The organism is Mesorhizobium sp. M4B.F.Ca.ET.203.01.1.1, from assembly GCF_004791025.1.
Lineage (GTDB): Bacteria > Pseudomonadota > Alphaproteobacteria > Rhizobiales > Rhizobiaceae > Mesorhizobium > Mesorhizobium abyssinicae.
Genome location: NZ_SRUO01000210.1, coordinates 1 through 310 on the forward strand (window position 1 = coordinate 1; position 310 = coordinate 310).

At 64.2% G+C, this 310-nt stretch carries 1 protein-coding gene; it reads left to right on the plus strand.

Annotated features, from left to right (window positions below; genetic code table 11):
* The coding region (locus EN846_RS34365; RefSeq protein ID WP_145971990.1) for a transposase at window positions 1-240 on the plus strand (240 nt) is incomplete at its 5' end.
* Window positions 241-310: the final 70 nt, after the last annotated feature.

Genomic DNA, 310 nt, shown 5'->3' on the forward strand with positions numbered 1-310 from the left:
GATCAACGCGAGCGCGTCGATGCCAACCGGCTCACGGCTTGGGGCAAGGCCATCTACCGGCGTCGCAAGGAGACGGTCGAGCGATCCTTCGCCGATGCCAAGCAGCTGTTCGGCCATCGCTACGCCCGCTTCCGAGGGCGAACCCGCGTCGCCTGCCAGTGCCTGATCGCAGCCGCCGCCCAGAACATGAAAAAGATCGCAATCAGCCTCTGGCCAAAGCCCAAACCGGTCCTCGCCTGAGCCCAAATCTGCGTCGGCGGCCTCCTGACATCCGCTCCCGCCACCAATTTCCCAAGCGCAATCAATCTGC